Genomic DNA, 20,663 nt, shown 5'->3' with positions numbered 1-20,663 from the left:
GTTTTCCTTCCAGATGCAAAAAAGCAGACGGACCATGGCTTTCCATGATCCGTCTGCTCTTCATTTTTATCATCTAAAGGGCTGTTCCACCAGTGCGCCGCCGCAGTAGCGAGCGGCAATATGGCGGTCGTCCCCGTCGTAAAGGAACTGCTCCAGCCGCTCCACCGGGGTGCGCTCCAGCAGGTCGTCCACCGGGTCGGGAGTGATCACCAGGGCATCCAGGTCAAACCCCGGCTCAAAGCAGCCTACCTGGCCGAAGAAGGCGCCGCTGGCCCGTGTAGCCAGGTAGAAGGTCTCGGTCACCTTCAGGTGCCGCTGTTCCGGGTGGCTGAGCCAGTTCACCTTGGACAGGGCGGCAGCGGCAGTAACGCTGCGGTTCATGGCGGCGGTATGGCCGCCCGCCACGTCGCTGGCTACACAGCACCAAAGCCCCTCTTCCAGGTCCTTCCGCAGGGGCATAACCCCGCTGGATACATTGCTGTTAGAGAAGGGGCAATGCGTCAACAGCACATGCTTCTCCCGCAGGATGTCCTGCTCCCCATCAGACAGGTAAATGGCATGGGCCATAATGGTCTTGTCTTTTCGCAGCAGGCCGAAGTTCTCATACACCTGGGTGTAGGTGGGGATATCCGGGTGGAGCTCCTTCACCCACTGGATCTCACTGGGATTCTCCGACAGGTGGGACTGTACCGGCACATCATATTTCTCCCCCAGCTGTCCCAAACCATCCATCAATTTGGCTGTGGTGGAAGGCACAAACCTGGGAGTAAGGATGAAGCCCACGTGCTTCAGCTCCTCCCGGCTGCGGCAGATCAGCTCCTCGGTGTCCGCCAGGGACTGCTCCGTAGTCTCCCGCAGGTCATCGGGAGAATTGCGGTCCATGTTCACCTTGCCCACCAGAGCCCGGAGGCCAGCCTGTTCGGTGAGCTCCATCAAACGCCAGGCGGCATCCTTGTGGATGGTGGCAAAGGCGGAAAAGCGCAGGGTACCCGTAGCCCACAGGCGGTTCAGAAACCGCTTCCATACCTGCTCGGCAAAGGCGGTATCCCGATAGCGGGCCTCCAGGGGGAAGGTGTAGGTCTCCAGCCACTCCAGCAGCCGCACATCGTAGCCGATGCCCCGGTTCACAAACTGGGGAGCGTGGATGTGCATATCATTGAAGCCGGGAATGATGACAGCCTCTCCCCAGTCAGTCACCGGCTGGCCTGCGTATTCCGGGGGCAGCTGATCATACAGGCCGACGATCTTTTCACCCTCGGACACCAGATAGGCGTGCTCCCGCACCTCCAACCGATCCAGCTCTGGCGCCCAAATAAAGTTGCCCTTCAGGATCATGCCTGTCCACCTCTGTTTCCCCGAAGGATCGCCCGGGCCTGTTCCAGCAGGTCCTCACTCACCTCCTGGATGAGTACCACCTGTTTCACCTCCGGTACCGCCTGGCAGACTTCCTCCTGGATGAGCTGCTCCGTGGTAATGGTAGCGGAGGGACAGCCGGAGCACTGGCCCAGCAGCCGTACCCGCAGCACACCGTCTTCCAGGCCCGCCACCTTTACCTCGCCGCCATGTCCGTGAAGATAGGGCCGAACCCGCTCGTCCAGCACCCGCTCGATCTGTTCCATCATGGTTTTTCTCTTCCTTTCCGGACGGCAAGGCGGCCGCCCCGTTCCTTTTCTCTATCCTACCATGCCCGGCGGTCGGGGTCAATGGAAAAGGCGGAGGGGAAATTCCCCTCCGCCTGCTTTCGGCAATTTACTTCACCAGTTCCACGGTGTAGCCCAGCTCCCGCAGACCAGACACGATCCCGCCCGGATCCATCATGTGGCCCGCGCCTACCGCCAGGAAGAAGGTGTTCTCCCCCTCCGTCTCCAGGTAGGAGGCGGCAGCCTGGATCATGCCCGGGTCACGTTCGGTAAAGAGCTTGGAATTGAGCTCGTCATCGCTGTTAATAATGGATGCCTTATCATATACCTTGGCAAAGGCCTCCGGATCCCGGCTCTTCCAGGCGTCGAACATACCGGCCAGCATCTTCTCCTGCTCCTGAGCCGCCTGCTCCAGTTCCGGGTCCACCTTCCCGCCCTGGGCCATCTCCAGCAGAGACAGGGAGGAATCCAGATAGATCTCCTGGTATTCAGCGGAAAGTCCATCAAAAATGCCGCCCTGGAAGGCATAGGTCTCCACCGCGTCGATGGTCTTGCCCGCATTCGCCGCCCGGGCATTCACATACAGGTCGATGGCCATGGCGTTAGTGCTGGTAGTATCGTCGGCCATGCTCATGGTGCTGAAGCTGTTGGCCAGAGCCCAGGGTTTATAGGCATCCAGCCCGTTGGGGCCCATGCCCAGCGCCTCGGACTGCGCCTGTACCCGGGCGTACAGCTCGGGACTGATGTGATCGGCCAGGGTGGTGCCGTCATTGTAGGTCTGGAGTGCCTGGAACTCGGCCAGGCCTGCCTGGTCGTTGAAATCCAGCTCAAAACTCACGGTCTGGGAGGCGTCGATGGCATCCCGGAGCGATTTGTGGAGGGGATAAACATTGTTCCGATCCAGGTGGATGGTACCCAGCAGATAGAGGGTATTATCCCCGTTGACGGCCTTCCACAGCAGGCCCTTGGAGCCGGCATCGTTGGCGTCATACACCGCCAGGATCAGCCGGTCGGCCATGACCATGGCCTCCTGATAGGTGCAGGTGCGCTCCAGAGCCAGATCTCCCGTCTGGTCACCCTGCACCACACCCAGGCCGGAAAGGAAGGCTGCGGCCCCCTCCTCCACGCCAGGCAGCTGGTAGGCAGCAGCCTGCTGATACAGCGCGTTCATCACACCGCCTCTGGTGCCGTCCACCACCAGGCCCACGGCATCCGCCGTCCGCTGGGGCAGCTCCAGCAGCGCCAGCTTGTCGGCCACGATCTTGCTCATGCTGTCCAGCTGCTCCATAGTCACCGGACTTTGGATGTAGGTTGTATAGGAATCGTCCACCAGACCCATAGCGTAGCTGTCTGCCAGGGCACTTACCGCCCAGGCGTCCGGCAGCTGGGGCTGAGAAGTCTCCTCTGCCGCCATGGCAGGAATGGCCAGCAGGGCTGCGGTCAGGACTCCGGCCAGGGCTCTTTTGATTACATTTCGTTTTTTCATATGGAATTACTCCTTATTGTTTAAATGCAGACTGGCAATAAACTGCTTGGCGGTTCTGGGCGTCCTTCCCGGATGCCGCATTTCCCACCGGATCGCTCCGGTACGCAGCTGCTGCTTATCCATCTCCACACCGTACAGGGCGGCCATCCGCTCTACCAGCTCCAGGAATTCTCCCTGATTTAGAGCCAGATAGGGAATGCGCAGGCCAAAGCGCTCGGCCAGGGAGGTTTTTTCCTGGATGGTCTCGCTGGCGTCTACCTCGTCCCCGGCCCGGTCGGAGAAGGTCTGCCGCACCAGATGGCGACGGTTGGAGGTGGCATAGATGGCCACATTGGCCGGCCGCTTCTCCAGTCCACCCTCCAGAATGGTCTTCATCACAGAATAGGTCTTGTCGTCCTGATCGAAGGCCAGATCGTCGATGAACAGGATGAACTTCAGCTGCCGCCCGCTCAGGGTGCGGATCAGCCGGGGCATGTCGGCCAGTCCCTCCTTTTGTACCTCGATAAGCCGCAGGCGCTCAAAGCCGGGCAGGGAGAGCAGGCTCTTAACGGTGGCCGATTTGCCGGTACCGCTGTCACCGTAGAGCAGTACGTTATTGACAGCCTTCCCCTCCAACATGGCTCTAGTGTTGGCGATGACCTGGTCCCGCTGGAGCTCATAGCCCAGCATCTCCTCGGGTCCGGGGCAGTCGGGATCCTCCACGGGGAACAGCTCCCCATCCTCCCACAAAAAGGCCCGGCAGCGGGCAAACAGCCCGGAGCCGTGGGTGCGGTAGAAGTCCGTCAGACTCTCCACCGTGAACGGGCACTCAGCCATCCACCGGGGCAGCTCCGCCGTCGGCTCCAACTTCGCCAGTTCCGTACCCCAGTCGGTCTGGGCCAGCGTGCGGAACAGCTCCAGTTCCCGGCGGGCAGTTTTCTCCAGTTCCAGGTCCTGACCGCCCCGCTCCATCAGCTGGGCATAGGGAGAGCTCTCATCCCGAAGCCGGTCATAAAGCCAGTCCCCCAGGCTGTGGTATCCTCCCTGCCGGAGCAGGTAAAACAGCTTGGCGTAAGCCTCCGCTGCCCCTTCGCCATCCTCCGCTGCCAGCCCATCCAGCAGCTGCCGGAGCGTCTGCAGCTCCGGCGTATCCAATAACGGCCGGTAAGCTGCCGTATAGCGCAGTGCCCGGCCCATTTCCTCCATTGTCATGGTTTTGCCTCCTTCGCAGATGGCATTATTTTATGCGCCTGCGCACCCCCTGTCAATCCCGCCCCTTGACTTTTCTCCCTGCCTTTCGTATTCTTAAGCTTAAGAAAGGAAGGATCATGATGCTGCTTCAGAAACAGCGGGAGCTGGTGGTGGAATACGGCAAAAAGCTGGTGACCACCGGGCTCACCGACGGCACCTTCGGCAATCTCAGCGTCTTTGACCGAGAGAGCGGACTAATGGCCATCAGCCCTTCGGGCATGGACTATTTTCTCACCACGCCGGAGGACGTGGTGGTCACCGATCTGGAAGGAAAGGTAGTGGAGGGCAGCCGCAAACCCTCCAGCGAGCTGGATCTCCACCGGCTGTTCTATCAGCGCCGCCCCGACGTGAACGGCGTGGTCCACACCCACTCCACCTTTGCCACCGTCCTGGCCTGCCTGGGCTGGGCCATCGAGCCGGTCCACTACCTGGTGGCCTATTCCGGCACATCAGTTCCCTGCATCCCCTACTACCCCTTCGGCTCCCTGGAGCTGGCGGAGGCCGCCTGGGACGCCATGAAGGACACCTACAATGCCTGCCTGCTGGGCAACCACGGCCTGCTGGCGGTGGGCGGCAGCCTGTCCTTCGCCTTCGACGCCGCCCAGCAGCTGGAATTTCTGTCCAAGGTCTACTACCATACCCGGCTGGCTGGAGGCGGCGTGATGCTCACCGATGCCCAGCTCCAGGCGGTACTGGGTAAATTCCAGTCCTACCGGCAGGCGTAAGCTCTGCTGCAAAAAGAAAACCCGGCGCATATGCGCCGGGCTTTCTTTTTTGTTTGTTACATAACATCCTTGCGGATCTTGTGGGCGATCTCCAGGGTCTTGGCGCTGACGTGGTCGGTGAAGTAGCTCTCGTAGGCTTCCACGGGAGGCTTCTTGCCGATAAACATGCAGATGACAGCAGCCACCAAGGACAGGCCGCAGGAGACGATGAAGGCAGGCAGGCCGAAGGGGGTGCCTGCCAGCATGCAGTAGGCGTAAGCCAGCAGGCCCACGATCATGGAGGCAAATGCCGCCAGGTTGTTCATCCGCTTGACATACAGGCCCAGCCAGATGGAGGCGAAGAACATGGAACCGAAGGCGCCGTACACGTAGGTAAAGCCGTCAGCCAGCAGGGAGAACTGTCCGATGGCGCAGATCACGGCGATAACGCCCAGGGACAGGATGGTGATGCGCAGCTGCTTGGTGGTCTTGGCATCCTCTTCCTCAGAGGCCTCGCCGCCCTTGAGCACGCGCTTGATGTCGTAGATCAGGGAGGTGGAGCAGTGCAGCAGCATGGAGTTGGCGGTGGACACGGCGGCGGCGCAGATAGCGGTCAGAGCCAGAGCGCCCAGGACGGGGTTGATGTGATCCATGATCAGACGGGGGAACATATAGTCGCTGGTGATGCCCTCGGGCAGGCTGGGCATGATCATCTTGCCGCCCATGCCGATGACGATCAGGGGGATAAACACGGCAACCAGAATCACCATGACCAGGAACATCTGCAGAGCAGCGGTCTTGGCGTTACGGGGAGCCATGAAACGAGACACCCAGTGGGGTGCCACGGTGGAGCCGAAGCAGTTGGACAGGAAGTAGGAGATGCACACGCTGGCGCCCAAGGTGCCCCAGTTGGTGCCCAGGATGCCGGACACCAGAGGCTCGCCGCCCTCGGTGACAGGAGCGGTGGTGGTGCCGAAGTTCTCAAAGATGGCGCCGCACTCGACCAGGACGGCCACCATGGCGGCGATTACGCCCACCAGGATCAGGCAGGCATTCAGGGTGTCGGTGGCAGCCACGGACTCAAAGCCGCCCATGCAGGTGAAGATCAGCAGAACCATGAAAAACAGGCAGGCGATGGTGTAGGGCACACCGGTGAGGGTGGAGAACACGATGCCGAAGCCCTGGATCTGGATGTAGGAGAACACGAAGTAGCCCACCAGCTCAATGACAGCGGAGAAAATCTGGATGGGGCTCTTCTCGGTGTAGGGGTCATAGCGCATGTGCATGAACTCGGGGAAAGTACGGCTGGGAACTGCGGGGCGGCGGATCTTGTACGCCACCAGGGGCATCAGGCCGGTAGCCAGGAACCAGCCGGCTACCCAGCCGAACACGGCGCACACACCGCGGGAATAAATATTACCGGGAACACCCATGACGGACGCCACGGACAGCCAGGTGGCCATAGACGTACCTACACCCAGCAGCAGGCCCATCTTGTTGCCGCCGGTGGTAAAGTCGCTCATGGTCTCCACCTTTTTGGCGCTCATCAGGGACGTAATGATGATAAAGCCGAAGTAGACCACAAATACGCCAATGTAGATCATGCTTTTCATTGGTTATTTTCCTCCTCTTTAGCCTCTGGAATGGTGCTTTGCCTGGATTCCGTTTTTACTTTTTCTTTTTCTTTTCCGGATCACAGGTAAAGAGATTGCCGGTGGCGCCCAGACGCTCCAGACCGGACTTCTCGATGGCGCTGGCCACTCCCAGATAGACTACCAGGCCGATCACCAGCACAACGATCCAGGCGATGAAAGGGAACATGGATACCATAAGAGTACCTCTCTTTCGTTTGGATTTTATCTAACAACAGAAACCTAGGCCCGTTCTTTGGGCAGCAGCGCGGTGGCCTCGCCGGTGATGACCATGGTGCCCTCCTGATTGGTGCAGGTCGTGGTGAGCACCACCCGGTTGCGTTCCAGGTCCAGGGACTTGATCTCTGCTGTAGCCGTAATGGTATCGCCAATATGCACGGGGGCCAGGAATTTCAGCGTCTGGCCGGTGTAGATGGTGCCCGGTCCGGGCAGCTGCATCCCCAAAACTGCGGAGATCAGGCCGGCGGACAGCATGCCGTGGGCGATACGGGTCTTGAAATGAGTGGTTTTCGCGTATTCCTCATTGGTATGAGCGGGATTGAGATCGCCGGTCACACCGGCAAACAGATAGACGTCGCTCTCAGAGATGGTACGGGTGACCGAAGCGGTCTGGCCCACATAGTAGCCGGAACTCATACAGCAGGCTCCTTTCTCCCTTACAGCGGATAAGTGAACCATTCCTTGGGGAACAGCTCCACGTTCTCCATGGACAGCGGCAGCTGGCCGGCCTCGATCTTGGTGACGATCTCCACCACTTTATCATTGAAGGGGGTGGGGATACCGTGCTGCTTGCCGGTCTGGCAGACAAAACCGTTGATCATGGTGACCTCGGTCTTCTTGCCCTTCTCCAGGTCCTGGAGCATGCTGGCCTTGGCGGTGTGCATGTCCTGATACATCACCTGGAACATCTCCTGGTTTGCCTCATACATGGCCTGGTCCTTCAGATCCAGGGTGTCGGGAGACTGCTCGTTGAGCAGCAGAGGCAGCTTGTAGCCCGCCGCCTGGCAGCACTGCTTCACTTCGCAGCCCAGATAGCTCAGGCAGGCCCGGGAACGGGGATCAGCCAAGACCTGGCCGAAGGTGGAGCCGCACACGGCGGACATGCCGCTCATGCAGGCGTTGTTGATGAGCTTGCCCCAGCGGGAGGCCATCAGCTGGTCGGTGACCTTGGCCGGCCGGCCCATATAGCCCAGCACATCGGCCACGGCCTGGATGCGCTCGCCCACACTGCCGTCCATCTCGCCGATCTCAAACAGGTGGTCGTTCATCTGGATATTCTGAGTCAGCTCGGACTCGCCGGGTCCCACAAAGGTGGCGCCCCACAGCACGGTGCCGCCCACCGTCCGCTTTTCTCCCACATAGCTGGCCACGTAGGGTTCGGGCACGCCATTCTGCAAAGTACAGACGGTGCTGTTCTCTCCCAGATGGGGCAGCAGGGCGGGCAGGACCTGATCGTTGGCGGTCTGCTTGGTAAACAGGAACACCAGGTCATAAATACCTTCCATCTGCTCCGGTGTCATGGCCCGGACCGGAACGGTCATATCCACCATACCCACGATATGGGCACCCTTTTCATTCAGGGCATCCACATGGGCCTGATAGTTGTCCACCATATCCACTGGGCAGCCGTTGCGGGTCAGGAATGCGCCCATCACCGTACCCATGGCGCCGCAGCCCAGGATCGCAATTCGCATAAGGTTTCTTCCTCCTCTCGTGTTCTGCCCTGTATACGCAGCAAATACAATGCCAAATTTCAAATTTGATTTTTTCCTTGAGGATTCTTTGAGGCTGTGCTATAATGGCAAACCAATCAAATTTCCATCAACTTTATCCTTATTTCTTCGTCAAACTGACAAGTTTCCAAAGAAAAGGAGGTCATTTTGGTGAGCGCAGCAAATCTCGGCTCGTTTCATGAACTAATGCTGGACAACATCCCGGACGGGATCTACATCCTGGATGACAAAGGAAACTACCTCTATGTAAACAGCGCCTACATCCACACCATCGGCATGAGTAAGGCGGAACTGCTGGCCTATAATGTACACGATTTTCAGACCAGCAGCCAGATCGACGTCTGTATTTCGGATATCGTATACCGGGAAAAGCGCCGTGTGGTGATGTTTCAGGACGTAGAGATCGGCAATACGGCCCGGAAAACCCCCTTCCGCCAGCTGGTGATCTCCAATCCGGTGTTCGGTCCTAACGGCGAGGTACAGAATATCATCGCCATCTGCAAGCCCCTGGATACCATCAATGATTTTTACAACGAGGCCATGGAGCACGGCACCATCAGCACCTATTCGGGCCATCGCCTCACGGATGCCCGGCCGGACGACACCATCGTGGCGGAAAGCGGAGCCATGAAGCACCTGCTGCGTATGGCGGAAGGCATTGCGGGCTTTGACACCTCGGTACTCATCAGCGGGGAATCCGGCACCGGTAAGGAAGTGATTGCCCAATATATCCATCGCCGCAGCCCCAGGTCCGAACACGATATGGTCGTGATCAACTGCGCCTCTCTGCCGGAAAATCTGCTGGAAGCCGAGCTGTTCGGCTATGAAAAAGGTGCCTTCACAGGCGCCTCCAGCACCGGCAAAAAGGGCTTGTTTGAGGCTGCCGACGGAAGCACCCTGTTTCTGGACGAGATCAACTCCCTTCCCCTCTCTCTTCAGGGCAAGCTCCTGCGGGCTCTGGAAACAAAAACCATTCAACGTATCGGATCCACCGTATCCAAAAAAGTGGATTTTCGTCTCATTTCAGCCACAAATGAAAACCTTTTGGGTGCAGTGGAGGAGAAGCGTTTCCGCGCTGACCTGTTCTACCGGCTCAATGTGCTTCCTCTGGAACTGCTCCCCTTGCGCAGCAGGAAAGAGGACATCGTCCCTCTGGCGCTTCACTTTTTGGCGCACTACAACAAAAAGTACATCAAAAGCAAAACTTTTGCGGAAAACACCATACAAAAGATGCTGGATTATGACTGGCCGGGCAACGTGCGGGAGCTGAAAAACTTCGTGGAGCGCTCGGTGGTCATGAGCGCCAGTGACTTCATTGAGATCAGCAACATCCAGAGTATTGCTGCCAGCCACGATAAGCGGGTGGGCTTCGACAGCCTGCCCGCCGCCCCCCAGAATCAGCCCTCACCGCCTATGTATCAACAGCTTTGGAACAAAGAACTGCCGCTGAGCGACTACCTGGAACGCTGTGAGCGGGATTATATCCAGTATGCCTTAAGCACCTACAAAAGCTCCTATGGGGCTGCCCGGGCTTTGGGTACAAGCCAGTCCCTTATCATGCGCAGAAAACGAAAATATTTACTCTGACCCTCTTCCACCCCAGATTTTGATAAGTCGCCTTAGGCGACTTAACGGCAAGTCGAAATCGATTTATGAGTCGATTTTGACTTGCCGTATTTTTATTTCTTTTTTCCTCTTTCCGTAATATCCGGTTTATATTTTTATCTTGGCACGAAATTTGCTGTACTCGTTTTGCAGGAAACGCACCCGAATTGAACAAGGAGGAACAGCTATGAGCGATTTGAAGAAAAAGAGGGTCATTACCGTTGCCGTCACCGGTTCCTGGCCCACCCATGACGATAACCCCAACGTGCCTTTCACCCCGGAGGCTATTGCAGAAGATGTCTATCAGTGCTGGAAGGCCGGCGCCGCTATCGCCCACATCCACGTGCGCAATGACGACGGCACTCCTTCCACCGACTTTGCCAAGTACAAGGAGACCATCGAGCGCATCCGCGCCCACAAGGACTGCGATATCTGCATCAACATCACCAGCTCCGGCAGCGTGGACTTTGGTGACGAGGAGCGCATCTATCCCCTGCAGCAGCTGCTGCCTGAGCTGGCCTCTTACGACGCCGGCACTCTGAACTGGCAGCACCGTACCGTGTTTATGAATCCCCCCTCCTTCCTGGAGAAGCTGGGTCACGCCCTTCAGGAGAGCAACATCAAGCCCGAGATCGAGATCTTCGACGGCGGCATGATTCAGAACGCCATTCACTACATCAAGACTGGCGTGCTCAAGGCTCCCTGCCACTTCCAGATCGTCCTGGGCTGTGCCGGCGGTCTGACCAGCACGGTGGAAAACCTGGTCTTCCTGCGCAACATGCTGCCTGAGGGCTCTACCTGGGCGGCCTGCGGCATCGGCCACGGTCACCTGCCCATCATGATGGCCACCATCGCCATGGGCGGTCACCTGCGTGTCGGCATGGAGGACAATGTCTACTACAAGAAGGGCGTGCTGGCCGACAACAACGCCCAGTTCGTGGCCCGGGCCAAGCGTCTGCTGGAAGAGGCCGACCTGGAGGCCGCCACGCCTGACGAGGCCCGCGAGATCTACGGCCTGACCCGCAAGGTATTCTAAGCACACAAAAGGAAAGGAAGCGTTTCATTATGAGAACAGCAGTTGTAGGCGTCGGCTCTCTGGGTACCATCATCGGCGCGCTCATTACCAAAAACGGCGGTCAGATCGATATGATCGACTCCTATAAGCCCACTGTCGATGCGCTGCGGGAGAAGGGCGCCACCGTCACCGGCGCCATGGAATTCAATGTTCCTGTCTCCGCCCTCACCCCCGACGAGATGGAGGGTGTGTACGACCTGTTCATTCTCACCACCAAGCAGACCGCGCTGCACACCGTGCTGCCTCAGCTGATGCCCCACATGGACGAGAACACCCTGGTGCTCACGCTCCAGAACGGCATCCCGGAGGAGCTGGTGGCCTCTTACGTGGGTAAGGAGCGCACCGCCGGCGGCGCGGTGGGCTGGGGCGCCACCTGGCTGGAGCCCGGTGTGTCCCGCCTGACCTCCACCATGAAGGTCATGGAGAACTTCGCCTTCGAGATCGGCGAGATCGACGGTTCCGACACCCCCCGGATCCGGGAAGCGCAGAAGGTACTTAATCTGGTGGGACACACCGAGGTTCTGGACAATCTGATGGGCATCCGCTGGGCCAAGGTACTGATGAACGCCACCTTCTCCGGCATGTCCGCCGCCATGGCCGACACCTTTGGCGCGGTCCTCAATGACGAGACCACCCTGCGCTGCATCGCCCACATCGCGGACGAGACCATCCGGGTGGCCAACGCCTGCGGCGTCCGCCTGGCCATCATGCAGGGCACCGATTTTGAGACTCTGAAGCTGGATTCTCCTGCCGATATCCCCCCCAAGTTCCCCACCTACCACAAGGTGTGGGATCAGCACTCTGCGCTGAAGGCCAGCATGCTCCAGGACCTGGAGAAGGGCCGCCCCACCGAGATCGACTTCATCAACGGTATCGTCTGCCGCAAGGGCGACGAGCATGGCATCGACACCCCCTACAACGACAAGGTGGTGGAGCTGGTCAAGCTGGAGGAGTCCACCGGAGTACTCCACACGATGAAAAACAAGGAAGAATTCCTGCCTCTGCTGGCAGCTGACGAACAGTGAGGTGTGCCATCATGAGCGATAAGACGATCATTACCGTAGCAACCACCGGTGCCTGGCCCACCAAGGCCAACAACCCCAACGTGCCCATGACTCCCGAGGAGATCGCAGAAGACGTCTATGCCTGCTGGAAGGCCGGCGCCGCTGTTGCCCATCTGCACATGCGTGACGACGAGGGCAAGGGCACCATGGACAAGACCCGCTTTGCCAAGACCGTGGAGCTGCTGCGCACCAATCACCCCGACTGCGACATCATTCTGAACATGACCACCTCCGGCGACCTGAACGCCACTGAGGAGACTCGTCAGGCTCACCTGAAGGAGCTGCGCCCCGAGATGGGCTCCTATGACTGCGGCTCCATGAACTGGCTGCACACCTCTCTGTTCCTCAACCCCCCCAAGTTCCTGGAGGAGCTGGGCCAGAACATGCAGGCTTGGGGCGTGAAGCCCGAGATCGAGGCCTTTGACCCCGGCATGATCGCCAACGCCGCCTACTACCTGAAGAAGGGTGTGCTGAAGGCTCCCCTCCACTTCCAGTTCTGCATGGGCTGCGCCAACGGCATCCCCGGTTCCATGAAGAACCTGCTGTTCATGAAGGAGACCATGGAGTCCCTGTGCCCCGGCTCCACCTGGAGCTGCTTCGGCGTGGGCCACTCCGCCATGGAGATGCTGTACGGCGCCGTGGCTCTGGGCGGCCACATCCGCGTGGGCATGGAGGACAACGTCATGTACTCCAAGGGCGTGCTGGCTGAGAGCAACGTCCAGTTCGTGGAACGCGCCCGCCGCGTCATCGAGGAGTACGGCAAGAAGGCCGCCACTCCCGACGAGGCCCGCGAGATCCTCAGCCTGAAGAAGTGAGCATTGCTATGAGTGAAAAAAAAGTGATTCTCACCGCCGCCATCACCGGCGCGGTGCACATTCCCAGCATGTCCCCCTATCTGCCCATCACCCCGGAACAGATTATTGACGAGGCCGTTGCCGCCTGCCAGGCGGGCGCCGCGGTGGTGCATCTCCACACCCGCGACCCCCGGACCGGCCAGCCCACCGGCGATCCGGAGCTGATGAGGCAGGTGGTGGACGGCGTCCGGGCCCGGTGCGGCGTGGTCATCGGTATCACCACCGGCGGCGCCATCGGTATGACCAGCCAGGAGCGGCTGGCCGCCCTGCCCACGGCCCACCCGGAGCTGGCTTCCTGCAACGCCGGCTCGGTGAATTTCTGCTTCGCCCCCATCGCCGACAAGATCAAGGAACCTAAATTTGACTGGGAGATTCCCTTTGTGAAGAACACCTACAAGGTGCCCTTCGCCAATACCTTCCAGGACATCGAGGACTACATGGCGATCATGAGCGAGCACCAGGTCAAGCCGGAGTTCGAGGTATATGAGGCCGGCATGATCAGCAACATCGCCTATTTCCTCAAGCGCGGTCTGGTAAAGGCCCCCGTCTACCTCCAGTTCGTACTGGGAGTCATGGGAGGCATGCCTGCCACCATTGCCAATCTGAATTTCCTGGTTGAGACCGCTCAGAAGGTACTGGGGGATCAATTCCTCTGGTCCTGCGCGGCAGCCGGAAAAAACCAGTTCGATCTGGTCACCACCGCGATCTGTCTGGGCGGCAACGTCCGGGTGGGGCTGGAGGACAACCTCTACCTCAGCAAAGGGGTACTGGCCAAGTCCAACGCCGAGCCCATCGCCAAAATGAAACGCATCGCCGAGGAGCTGGGCCGCAGTGTGGCCACCCCCGACGAGGCCAGACAGATGCTTTCTCTTTCCCCTGCGGCACCGGCAGTGTAATGCCGTTGTTGATATATTTCCCATTCTGACACCTTTTCTTAACTTTTCTCATCTAACACACACACACTCCTATGTCAGCCGGGCGTCCCTACGGGGGCGCCCGGCTGACTTTTCTGATCTCTGTTTCCGCTATTTACACTGACCGGTTTTGGATGTACAATGTTCTTGTAGAAATTGCACAAGGAGGTGCCCCATGAAACTGACCTTTTTCGGCGCGGCCCGTGCCGTCACCGGCAGCTGCCACTGCGTGGAATGCGGCGGGAAGAAGATCCTGGTGGACTGCGGCCTGCAGCAGGGCAGGGACGAGCGTGACAACCAGGAGCTGGACTTCAACGCCGGTTACATCGACGCCGTGGTGGTCACCCACGCCCACATCGACCACTCCGGCCGCATCCCGCTGCTGGTCAAGCAGGGATTCGAGGGCAACATCTACTGCACCCGGCTCACCGGTCAGCTGCTGAGCATCATGCTGCGGGACTCCGCCCACATCCAGGAGAGCGACGCCCAGTGGCAGAACCAGAAAGGTAGGCGTGCCGGGGCCGAGCCGGTGGAGCCGCTGTACACCGTGGCCGATGCCGAAGCGGCCATCAAGCACATCGTCACCTGTGAGTATGGCACCCGCCTCCAGATCGAGGATGGTGTCAAGGTCCGCTTCGTGGATGCGGGCCATCTGCTGGGCTCCTCCAGTGTGGAGATGTGGCTTACTGAGGGAGAGGAGACCCGAAAGGTGGTCTTCTCCGGCGACATCGGCAACCGGGATCAGCCCATCATCCGGGATCCCCAGTACATCAAGGACGCCGACTATGTCCTCACCGAGAGCACCTACGGCGATCGGCTCCATGACATGGACGAAAAGCCGGACTACACCGCCGACCTGGCGGCCATCATTGACGAGACACTGGGCAAGGGCGGCAACGTCATCATTCCCTCCTTCGCTGTGGGCCGCACCCAGGAGCTTTTGTACTTCATCCGGGAGATGAAGGAACAGGGCTTGGTAAAGAGTGTGCCCAACTTCCAGGTGGTGGTGGACTCCCCCTTGGCGGGAGAGGCCACCCGCATCTTCTCCGGCGACCTCCACGGCTACCTGGACGAGGAGGCCATTATCGCCCTGAAGGGGGGCGCGCTGTTCCAGTTCCCGGGGCTCACCATCACCGAGTCCAGCGCGGAATCCCGCGCCCTGAATGAGGACAAGACTCCCCGGGTCATCATCTCCGCCTCCGGCATGTGCGACGCCGGCCGCATCCGCCACCACCTGAAGCACAACCTGTGGCGGCCGGAGTGCACCGTGGTGTTCGTGGGCTATCAGGCGGAGGGTAGCCTGGGCCGGCGGCTGCTCAATGGCGTAAGCACCGTCAAGCTCTTCGGGGAGGAGATCGCGGTGCGAGCCCGCATCGTCAACTTCCACGGTCTCTCCTCCCACGCCGATAAGGATGGGCTGCTGCGGTGGATCGAGCACTTCTCTCCCCAGCCCAAGCAGGTCTTCGTGGTCCACGGCGACATGGAGGTCACCGAGATCTACGCCGAGACCCTGCGCCAGCGGGGTCTGGACGCTCACGCCCCCAACTACGAGGAGGTCTATGACCTGCTGAACAACCGCATGCTCGCCCCCGGCCTGCCGCCGGAGAAGAAGCCTGCGGTCACCCCCGGTGCCTCTCCCGCCTATCAGCGGCTGGAGGAAGTGGGTCACAAACTTATGGAGGTCATCGCCCACAACAAGGGCGGTACCAACAAGGATCTGGGCAAGTTCGCCGACCAGCTGCGAGCCCTCATCGAAAAGTGGGACCGCTGACAAAAGATATAGAAAAAGACCGCGGAGCGTATCGCTCCGCGGTCTTTTGGCTTGTTACTGGAATCCGATGCGCGGCTTGGATGCTGCCGCCGGAACGGTGATCTCCTCCCCGTGGAGGACATACAGCTCCGGATCCCCCTTGGGCAGGTCCTTGGTGAGGGCGGCGTGCTGGATGAGGCTGCGCTCAAACAGGTTGCGGGCATAGCGGGCATTGCCGAACCGGGCGCTATCCTGCCGGGCCTGGTCAAAGATCTGCCGGGCCTTTTCCCTGGCGCTGTCGTCCAGCTTCATCTGATTGCTCTCCGCGATCCCCTCCAGGATCTGCACCAGTTCGTCAGTGGTATAGTCGGGGAACTCGATGACCTTGGCGATGCGGGAGCGCAGGCCGGTGTTGGCCTTGTCCAAAAACTCCTCCATCTCCTTGGTGTAGCCGGCGAAGATGACCACCAGCTTGTCCCGGTTGTTCTCCATCTGCTGGATCAGCTCAGCGATGCACTCCTCCTTGAAGGTGTCCGCCCGGCCGCCGGTATAGGGGTTGAGCTGGTAGGCTTCGTCGATAAAGAGCACGCCGTTGTAAGCCGAGGCGCACTTCTGGGCGGTAAGAGGGGCGGTCTGACCCACATATTCTGCTACCAGGTCCTTGCCGGAGCAGACCACCAGCTTGTTTTCCTGGATGAAGCCGATGCTGTACAGAATCTCTGCGGTGAGCCGGGCCACAGTGGTTTTGCCGGTGCCCGCATTGCCGGAGAACACCATGTGCAGGTTGATGCGCTCCTTGTCGCTCTTCTCCAGCTTCATGTTGAAGCGGATCAGATCGTTGATGTTCTTCAGCTCCCGCTTCACGTTCTCCAGACCGGTGAGCCGATTGAGCTCGTCAAAGATCTCCTGCTCCGTTCTGGGCGGCTTGATATAGGGGATATCCTCTTTTACCAGCACGTCTCCGGCGTTGATATTGGCGTTAAAGTGTTTGAACATGATCTGCTCATACAGCAGGTCCACATACTCCATGCTCCGCTGAGGAGCGGCGGGATAGGCCTGCTTGATGTAGCCGTACAGCTGCTCCTTCTCCGCCTCAGGCACCTCCAGGATCTGCACCAGCTTGTCCTCCAAGGTCTCCAGTACCTTCTCGTTGGAGAAGTCCCCCATCTCAAAGGTACGGGTGAAGATCCGCCGCTTCAGCTCGGGGTAGTTGGCCAGGAAGGTCTGGATGGCCACCTTGGTATCGCAGAGGATGGTCATATTGGTGCTCTTTTTCTCCTCCATGAGCCGCAGCAGCTTGTGATACCCCGCCTTGAAATCCGGATCCTTTCCCAGCAGCTCCACGTCGTACAGCAGCACGGTGGTGCCGGTCTGGAGACCGTCATAGTACTCCAGCAGGCCGCTGAAGGAATAGCTGGAATAGTAGAGGGTATCCATGCTGATGTTCTCCTGGGCACATGGATAATAGATAAAGTGCCACAGGGCATTACCAAAGATGCGCAGCAGAGGCTCGGCGCTGGCCGGGTCGGGGGCAGACACCGCCATGTTGAAGGGCAGGAAGGGGATCCTGGAGTTTCTGGAGTGGCTGGTGATGTAATGGATCATCTCCGCGAACCGCTCCTTGTCCTCCGGCTTCAGGTCGGACTTCCGCACCTCGTTGAGGAAGCGGTTGAACTGATAGTTGTCCACCATGCTCAGACCGGCGTAGGTGTTCATTCTGGCCACCTGATAGGCAATATCCACCGCCGGCCGGCCGTATTTCTTTTCCAGGGAGACGAAGTAGGCCGCCAGCTTGTCCGGGCACTGAGTGTAGCCGCACTGGCGGCACCCCTCTCGCTTGCTGTTCAGGGCGGTGTCCCGGTCACTGAGGATCAGGGTATCTCCTTCTCCCTTCCCCTGGTACCACATATCCACATAGCGGCCGATCATATCCCCCCGGTTCTCCTTCCGGCACAGGGGAATATAGTTGTAGGCCACCACCATCTGGTTGGAGTACTCCACCGATATGGCCCGGGTCTTCAGCAGGTCGTAGGCGCCGTGGGCGCTTTTGGCGTCGATGCCCGCGATATCCGCCGGGTCCAGATTGATGGGATTCTCATTGGCCCAGGTGAAGGGGATTTTCCTGCTCCCCAACAGGTCCTGGAACAGCGCCTCCGGGTCCTGGTTCAGGGTCTGGGCATATTTGCACACGTAATGGGCCAATGCATAGGGACAGGCCTCCCCGAGACAGGTCTTGCGCATCTTGCAGTACTGCCTGGGCGCCTCAAAGATAGCCTCCTCCGGCCTCTCATAGTCGGAGGTGCAGTAATAGTCGGTAAAAAAGAAGTTGGTGTAGATCTGCTCCAGCCGGGAGGAATCCATGGCTGAAGAATTGCCCTTCAGCTGAGCGGTGCTGCAGAAATTAACCTTCATCAGATAAGAATAGGGAGACTGCTCCGGGTCCTGTCTCTTGTAAAATCCGAAGAAATAGAGAAAATAGGCGAAATTCACCAGCTCCGGATGGGCCGCCGCCAGCTGCCGTACCCTGGGGTAGAGGCCCGCGTAATCAATAGACGGGGCCTGGTCCTGTACTGTGCTCATAGATACACCTCCGCATCTCGTTTTGTCGAAACCAGTATCTTCAGTGTAGCACACTCCATCTCCCTCCGCAATAAAAACGGGGCCGCTTACGCGGCCCCGTTTTGAGGGTGGTCACAGGGTGGGAAATACCGCTTGGGCGGCTTCCAGGGTGGCGTCCAGCTCCACCTGACTATGGGCGGCAGAGACGAACATGGCCTCGAACTGGGCGGGAGCCAGGGCCACTCCATGGCGAAGCATGCCCTGGAAGTACTTAGCGTACCGGCCCACGTCGCTGCCTTTGGCATCCACGAAGGTGGTCACTTCCGTGGGAGTGAAGAAGGGAGCCAGCAGGGAGCCGATCTGGTTCACCGCCACCGGTACTCCAGCCTTGGACGCAGCAGCACGCATGCCCTCCGCCAGCCACTTGGCCTTGGTGGAGATGTCGGTATACACCTCTGGGTGCTCCTTCAGGTAGGTCAGCTGGGCCAGACCGGCGGCCATGGCCACCGGGTTACCGCTGAGGGTGCCCGCCTGATACACCGGACCGCAGGGAGCCACCTGCTCCATCAGTGCCCGGCTGCCGCAGTAGGCGCCCACCGGCATGCCACCGCCGATGATCTTACCAAAGGTCACCAGGTCGGCCTTCACACCAAAGTACTCCTGGGCGCCGCCCAGAGCCAGGCGGAAGCCAGTGATGACCTCATCAAAAATTAGCAGAGCGCCGGACTTATCACACAGGGCACGCAGGCCCTCCAGGAACCCGGGAGCGGGATTGACCACACCCATGTTGGCGGCCACCGGCTCCACGATGATGCAGGCGATCTGGCCGGGCCAGGCGTTCAGCAGCTCCTCTACGGAAGCGAGGTCGTTGAACTGGGCGGTGAGGGTGTGCTTGACGATATCCTCCGGCACACCGGCGGAAGAGGGATGACCTCCCGCCAGAGCGGAGGAACCGGCGTTCACCAGCAGGCAGTCGGAGTGGCCGTGGTAGCAGCCCTCAAACTTAATAATCTTGTCCCGGCCGGTGGCGCCGCGGGCCAGGCGGACGGCGGACATGACGGCTTCCGTGCCGGAGTTAACCATGCGCACCATTTCGATGCCTGGCACCAGCTCCGTCATCAGCTGGGCGATCTCCACCTCCCGACGGGTGGGAGCCCCGAAGGACAGGCCGTCCTTTACCGCCTTCTCCACCGCCTCCCGGATGACGGGATGGTTGTGGCCCAGGATCATGGGACCCCAGGAACAGACGTAGTCGATGTACTTCTCCCCGTCCTCGTCCCAGATAAAGGGGCCGTCGGCCCGGGTGATGAAACGGGGAGCCATACCTACCGCACGGTAGGCACGCACCGGGGAGTTGACCCCGCCGGGCAGGACTTTGACCGCTTGCTCAAAGAGTTCTTCCGAGCGTCCCATCAGCCGATATCCCCTTTCATGATGGCCTGCGCCAGTTCCTTGGCGTAGTAAGTGATGAGCATATTGGCTCCCGCCCGGAACACGGACAGGGCGGACTCGCACATGATGCGGTACTCGTCAATCAGTCCAGCGGCGGCGGTGGCCTTGATCATAGCGTACTCGCCGGAGACCGAGTAGGCGCACATGGGCAGGTCGTAGGCGTCAGAGCACTCCCGGATCACATCCAGGTAGCTGAGGGCGGGCTTGACCATGATGATGTCGGCACCCTCCTCAATGTCCAGGGCGCACTCCTTCAGGGCCTCCTTGCGGTTGTGGGGGTCCATCTGGTAGCCCTTCCGGTCCCCGAAGGAGGGGGCGGAACCCGCCGCGGAGCGGAAGGGTCCGTAGAAGGCGGAGGCATACTTGGCGGAGTAGGCCATGATGGGGGTGGAGGTGTAGCCGTTCTCATCCAGGATGGCCCGGATGGCGGCCACCCGGCCGTCCATCATGTCGGAGGGGGCTACCATATCGGCCCCGGCCTGAACATGGCTGAGGGCGGTCTTGGCCAGCACCTCCAGGGTCTTGTCGTTATCCACCTCATGGCCGCAGAGGATTCCGCAGTGGCCGTGGTCGGTATACTCACACATGCACACGTCGGTGATGACGTAGAAGTCGGGGTGCTTTGCCTTGATGGCCCGGATGGCCTCCTGCACCACACCATGCTCATCCCAGGCGGAGGAGCCGATGGCGTCCTTGGTAGCGGGCAGACCGAACAGGATGCAGTGGTTCACGCCGGCGGCCAGGCACTCCTCCACCGCCAGGTTCACGCTGTCGATGCCATAATGGTTCTGGCCGGGCAGGGCGTCGATGGGCCGGACGCCCTGAAGGGTCTCGTCCACAAAAATGGGGTAGATCAGGCTGTCGGGGGACATGCGGGTCTCCCGGCACATGCGGCGCACCGCGTCGTTGCCCCGCAGGCGGCGGGGTCGTTGGATCAGTTCCATA

The 20,663-nt window shown here is 59.8% G+C and carries 18 protein-coding genes; 7 read left to right on the top strand and 11 right to left on the bottom strand.

Annotation, left to right across the window (positions count from 1 at the left end; translation table 11 throughout):
* Nucleotides 1-69: 69 nt before the first annotated feature.
* The 4 genes from ACTNB1_RS04245 to ACTNB1_RS04230 form a co-directional block, all read right to left on the bottom strand.
* On the bottom strand, nucleotides 70-1,335 hold the full coding sequence (locus ACTNB1_RS04245) for an amidohydrolase family protein (RefSeq protein ID WP_441168019.1): 1,266 nt from the start codon (nucleotides 1,333-1,335) through the stop codon (nucleotides 70-72).
* Nucleotides 1,332-1,622, bottom strand: coding sequence for a NifU family protein (locus tag ACTNB1_RS04240; protein WP_441168018.1), 291 nt, complete (start codon nucleotides 1,620-1,622; stop codon nucleotides 1,332-1,334). The genes ACTNB1_RS04245 and ACTNB1_RS04240 overlap by 4 nt, the downstream gene beginning before the upstream one ends.
* 127 nt (nucleotides 1,623-1,749) lie before the next feature.
* The gene (locus tag ACTNB1_RS04235; RefSeq protein WP_441168017.1) at nucleotides 1,750-3,126 is read right to left on the bottom strand and encodes a TraB/GumN family protein; all 1,377 of its coding nucleotides are present in this window, start codon (nucleotides 3,124-3,126) and stop codon (nucleotides 1,750-1,752) included.
* Between the two features lie 6 nt (nucleotides 3,127-3,132).
* Nucleotides 3,133-4,317: a DUF815 domain-containing protein gene (locus tag ACTNB1_RS04230; protein ID WP_441168016.1), complete on the bottom strand. Its 1,185-nt coding sequence runs from the start codon at nucleotides 4,315-4,317 to the stop codon at nucleotides 3,133-3,135.
* Nucleotides 4,318-4,436: 119 nt separating this feature from the next.
* On the opposite strand from ACTNB1_RS04230, the gene ACTNB1_RS04225 reads away from it, so the two are divergent.
* Complete coding sequence (locus ACTNB1_RS04225; protein ID WP_441168015.1) at nucleotides 4,437-5,081, top strand: L-fuculose-phosphate aldolase; 645 nt, start codon at nucleotides 4,437-4,439, stop codon at nucleotides 5,079-5,081.
* A 56-nt stretch (nucleotides 5,082-5,137) separates the two neighbouring features.
* Here the strand turns inward: ACTNB1_RS04225 and ACTNB1_RS04220 are convergent, their stop codons facing one another.
* The 4 genes from ACTNB1_RS04220 to ACTNB1_RS04205 are packed head-to-tail and all read right to left on the bottom strand — an operon-like array spanning nucleotide 5,138 to nucleotide 8,406.
* Nucleotides 5,138-6,673, bottom strand: coding sequence for a sodium:solute symporter family protein (locus ACTNB1_RS04220; RefSeq protein WP_441168014.1), 1,536 nt, complete (start codon nucleotides 6,671-6,673; stop codon nucleotides 5,138-5,140).
* A 55-nt stretch (nucleotides 6,674-6,728) separates the two neighbouring features.
* Nucleotides 6,729-6,890: a hypothetical protein gene (locus ACTNB1_RS04215; RefSeq protein WP_441168013.1), complete on the bottom strand. Its 162-nt coding sequence runs from the start codon at nucleotides 6,888-6,890 to the stop codon at nucleotides 6,729-6,731.
* 44 nt (nucleotides 6,891-6,934) lie between these two features.
* Entirely contained in the window at nucleotides 6,935-7,348 is a 414-nt protein-coding gene (locus ACTNB1_RS04210) for a MaoC family dehydratase (RefSeq protein ID WP_441168012.1), read from the bottom strand.
* 20 nt (nucleotides 7,349-7,368) lie between these two features.
* On the bottom strand, nucleotides 7,369-8,406 hold the full coding sequence (locus ACTNB1_RS04205) for a ketopantoate reductase family protein (RefSeq protein WP_441168011.1): 1,038 nt from the start codon (nucleotides 8,404-8,406) through the stop codon (nucleotides 7,369-7,371).
* A gap of 189 nt (nucleotides 8,407-8,595) precedes the next feature.
* Here ACTNB1_RS04205 and ACTNB1_RS04200 point away from each other — a divergent pair, with 189 nt between their 5' ends.
* From ACTNB1_RS04200 to ACTNB1_RS04175, 6 genes are all read left to right on the top strand, one after another.
* Nucleotides 8,596-10,032, top strand: coding sequence for a sigma-54 interaction domain-containing protein (locus ACTNB1_RS04200; RefSeq protein ID WP_441168010.1), 1,437 nt, complete (start codon nucleotides 8,596-8,598; stop codon nucleotides 10,030-10,032).
* Between the two features lie 205 nt (nucleotides 10,033-10,237).
* Entirely contained in the window at nucleotides 10,238-11,086 is an 849-nt protein-coding gene (locus tag ACTNB1_RS04195) for a 3-keto-5-aminohexanoate cleavage protein (protein WP_441168009.1), read from the top strand.
* A gap of 29 nt (nucleotides 11,087-11,115) precedes the next feature.
* Complete coding sequence (locus tag ACTNB1_RS04190; RefSeq protein ID WP_441168008.1) at nucleotides 11,116-12,150, top strand: ketopantoate reductase family protein; 1,035 nt, start codon at nucleotides 11,116-11,118, stop codon at nucleotides 12,148-12,150.
* Between the two features lie 11 nt (nucleotides 12,151-12,161).
* A complete protein-coding gene (locus tag ACTNB1_RS04185; RefSeq protein WP_441168006.1) occupies nucleotides 12,162-13,004 on the top strand; it encodes a 3-keto-5-aminohexanoate cleavage protein in 843 nt (280 codons plus the stop codon).
* An 8-nt stretch (nucleotides 13,005-13,012) separates the two neighbouring features.
* Complete coding sequence (locus ACTNB1_RS04180) at nucleotides 13,013-13,939, top strand: 3-keto-5-aminohexanoate cleavage protein (RefSeq protein WP_441168005.1); 927 nt, start codon at nucleotides 13,013-13,015, stop codon at nucleotides 13,937-13,939.
* 193 nt (nucleotides 13,940-14,132) lie between these two features.
* Complete coding sequence (locus ACTNB1_RS04175; RefSeq protein ID WP_441168004.1) at nucleotides 14,133-15,728, top strand: MBL fold metallo-hydrolase RNA specificity domain-containing protein; 1,596 nt, start codon at nucleotides 14,133-14,135, stop codon at nucleotides 15,726-15,728.
* Nucleotides 15,729-15,782: 54 nt separating this feature from the next.
* Here ACTNB1_RS04175 and ACTNB1_RS04170 read toward each other — a convergent pair whose 3' ends face one another.
* From ACTNB1_RS04170 to hemB, 3 genes are all read right to left on the bottom strand, one after another.
* On the bottom strand, nucleotides 15,783-18,287 hold the full coding sequence (locus ACTNB1_RS04170) for an AAA family ATPase (RefSeq protein WP_441168003.1): 2,505 nt from the start codon (nucleotides 18,285-18,287) through the stop codon (nucleotides 15,783-15,785).
* Between the two features lie 111 nt (nucleotides 18,288-18,398).
* On the bottom strand, nucleotides 18,399-19,679 hold the full coding sequence (gene hemL, locus ACTNB1_RS04165) for a glutamate-1-semialdehyde 2,1-aminomutase (protein ID WP_441168002.1): 1,281 nt from the start codon (nucleotides 19,677-19,679) through the stop codon (nucleotides 18,399-18,401).
* Nucleotides 19,679-20,662 (bottom strand): porphobilinogen synthase, encoded by a 984-nt coding sequence (gene hemB, locus ACTNB1_RS04160; RefSeq protein ID WP_441168001.1) that lies wholly within the window; start codon nucleotides 20,660-20,662, stop codon nucleotides 19,679-19,681. The genes hemL and hemB overlap by 1 nt, the downstream gene beginning before the upstream one ends.
* Between the last annotated feature and the right edge of the window lies 1 nt (nucleotide 20,663).

It is taken from the genome of Flavonifractor sp. HCP28S3_F3 (assembly GCF_052065355.1).
In the GTDB taxonomy this organism is placed as follows: Bacteria; Bacillota; Clostridia; order Oscillospirales; family Oscillospiraceae; genus Flavonifractor.
This window is presented reverse-complemented; position numbering and strand designations above follow the sequence as displayed.